This is a genomic window from Bacillus massiliglaciei (genome assembly GCF_900098925.1).
Taxonomy (GTDB): Bacteria; Bacillota; Bacilli; order Bacillales; family DSM-1321; genus Peribacillus; species Peribacillus massiliglaciei.
Window position 1 is genome coordinate 1 of sequence record NZ_LT622347.1, and the last position, 3159, is coordinate 3159.

General features: G+C 52.7%; 2 rRNA genes. Both read right to left on the reverse strand.

The window, feature by feature from the left end:
* Positions 1-33 precede the first annotated feature (33 nt).
* A 5S ribosomal RNA gene (rrf, locus tag BQ4305_RS01345) occupies positions 34-149 on the reverse strand.
* A 62-nt stretch (positions 150-211) separates the two neighbouring features.
* Positions 212-3145 (reverse strand): 23S ribosomal RNA (locus BQ4305_RS01350).
* Positions 3146-3159 lie beyond the last annotated feature (14 nt).

Genomic DNA, 3159 nt, shown 5'->3' on the forward strand with positions numbered 1-3159 from the left:
AAAAAAGACCAGCACTCGGCTGATCTTTCAACTGCTTGGCAGCGTCCTACTCTCACAGGGGGAAACCCCCAACTACCATCGGCGCTGAAGAGCTTAACTTCCGTGTTCGGAATGGGAACGGGTGTGACCTCTTCGCTATCGCCACCAAACAGATAAAGGAATTATTCCTTCAAAACTAGATAATGGGAAGGCATGAATCGTTTCAAGCAATGTGGTTAAGTCCTCGACCGATTAGTATCAGTCAGCTCCACGTGTCGCCACGCTTCCACCTCTGACCTATCAACCTGATCATCTTTCAGGGGTCTTACTAGCTTGCGCTATGGGAAATCTCATCTTGAGGGGGGCTTCATGCTTAGATGCTTTCAGCACTTATCCCGTCCGCACGTAGCTACCCAGCGATGCTCTTGGCAGAACAACTGGTACACCAGCGGTGCGTCCATCCCGGTCCTCTCGTACTAAGGACAGCTCCTCTCAAATTTCCTGCGCCCACGACGGATAGGGACCGAACTGTCTCACGACGTTCTGAACCCAGCTCGCGTACCGCTTTAATGGGCGAACAGCCCAACCCTTGGGACCGACTACAGCCCCAGGATGCGATGAGCCGACATCGAGGTGCCAAACCTCCCCGTCGATGTGGACTCTTGGGGGAGATAAGCCTGTTATCCCCGGGGTAGCTTTTATCCGTTGAGCGATGGCCCTTCCATGCGGAACCACCGGATCACTAAGCCCGACTTTCGTCCCTGCTCGACTTGTAGGTCTCGCAGTCAAGCTCCCTTGTGCCTTTACACTCTGCGAATGATTTCCAACCATTCTGAGGGAACCTTTGGGCGCCTCCGTTACATTTTAGGAGGCGACCGCCCCAGTCAAACTGCCCGCCTGACACTGTCTCCCGCCCCGATAAGGGGCGCGGGTTAGAATTTCAATACAGCCAGGGTAGTATCCCACCAACGCCTCCGCCGAAGCTGGCGCTCCGGCTTCACAGGCTCCTACCTATCCTGTACAAGCTGTACCAAAATTCAATATCAGGCTGCAGTAAAGCTCCACGGGGTCTTTCCGTCCTGTCGCGGGTAACCTGCATCTTCACAGGTACTATAATTTCACCGAGTCTCTCGTTGAGACAGTGCCCAGATCGTTACACCTTTCGTGCGGGTCGGAACTTACCCGACAAGGAATTTCGCTACCTTAGGACCGTTATAGTTACGGCCGCCGTTTACTGGGGCTTCGGTTCAAAGCTTCGCTTGCGCTAACCTCTCCCCTTAACCTTCCAGCACCGGGCAGGTGTCAGCCCCTATACTTCGCCTTGCGGCTTCGCAGAGACCTGTGTTTTTGCTAAACAGTCGCCTGGGCCTATTCACTGCGGCTTTTCCGGGCTATTCACCCTAAAAAGCACCCCTTCTCCCGAAGTTACGGGGTCATTTTGCCGAGTTCCTTAACGAGAGTTCTCTCGCACACCTTAGGATTCTCTCCTCGCCTACCTGTGTCGGTTTGCGGTACGGGCACCTTACATCTCACTAGAGGCTTTTCTTGGCAGTGTGGAATCAGGAACTTCGGTACTATATTTCCCTCGCCATCACAGCTCAGCCTTCACGGAAACGGGATTTGCCTCGTTTCCAGCCTAACTGCTTGGACGCGCATATCCAACAGCGCGCTTACCCTATCCTCCTGCGTCCCCCCATCATTCAAACGATGCTTGGTGGTACAGGAATATCAACCTGTTATCCATCGCCTACGCCTTTCGGCCTCGGCTTAGGTCCCGACTAACCCTGAGCGGACGAGCCTTCCTCAGGAAACCTTAGGCATTCGGTGGAAGGGATTCTCACCCTTCTTTCGCTACTCATACCGGCATTCTCACTTCTAAGCGCTCCACCAGTCCTTCCGGTCTGACTTCAACGCCCTTAGAACGCTCTCCTACCACGGACATCTGAGATGTCCATCCACAGCTTCGGTGTTATGTTTAGCCCCGGTACATTTTCGGCGCGGGGTCACTCGACCAGTGAGCTATTACGCACTCTTTAAATGGTGGCTGCTTCTAAGCCAACATCCTGGTTGTCTAAGCAACCCCACATCCTTTTCCACTTAACATAAACTTGGGGACCTTAGCTGGTGGTCTGGGCTGTTTCCCTTTTGACTACGGATCTTATCACTCGCAGTCTGACTCCCGAGTATAAGTATTTGGCATTCGGAGTTTGACTGAATTCGGTAACCCGATAGGGGCCCCTAGTCCAATCAGTGCTCTACCTCCAATACTCTCAAACTCGAGGCTAGCCCTAAAGCTATTTCGGAGAGAACCAGCTATCTCCAGGTTCGATTGGAATTTCTCCGCTACCCACACCTCATCCCCGCACTTTTCAACGTGCGTGGGTTCGGGCCTCCATTCAGTGTTACCTGAACTTCACCCTGGACATGGGTAGATCACCTGGTTTCGGGTCTACGACCTCATACTCAAAACGCCCTATTCAGACTCGCTTTCGCTGCGGCTCCGTCTCATCAACTTAACCTTGCATGAAATCGTAACTCGCCGGTTCATTCTACAAAAGGCACGCCATTACCCATGAACGGGCTCTGACTACTTGTAGGCACACGGTTTCAGGTTCTCTTTCACTCCCCTTCCGGGGTGCTTTTCACCTTTCCCTCACGGTACTGGTTCACTATCGGTCACTAGGGAGTATTTAGCCTTGGGAGATGGTCCTCCCAGCTTCCGACGGGATTTCTCGTGTCCCGCCGTACTCAGGATCCACTCTGGAGGGAACGAAGTTTCAGCTACAGGGTTTTTACCTTCTCTGACGGACCTTTCCAGGTCGCTTCACTTACTTCGTTCCTTTGTAACTCCGTATAGAGTGTCCTACAACCCCAAGAGGCAAGCCTCTTGGTTTGGGCTATCTTCCGTTTCGCTCGCCGCTACTCAGGAAATCGCGTTTGCTTTCTCTTCCTCCGGGTACTTAGATGTTTCAGTTCCCCGGGTCTACCTTCCATACCCTATGAATTCAGGTAAGGATACTGCTCCATTACGAACAGTGGGTTCCCCCATTCGGAAATCTCCGGATCAAAGCTTACTTACAGCTCCCCGAAGCATATCGGTGTTAGTCCCGTCCTTCATCGGCTCCTAGTGCCAAGGCATTCACCGTGCGCCCTTTCTAACTTAACCATGTTGGTTTGTTT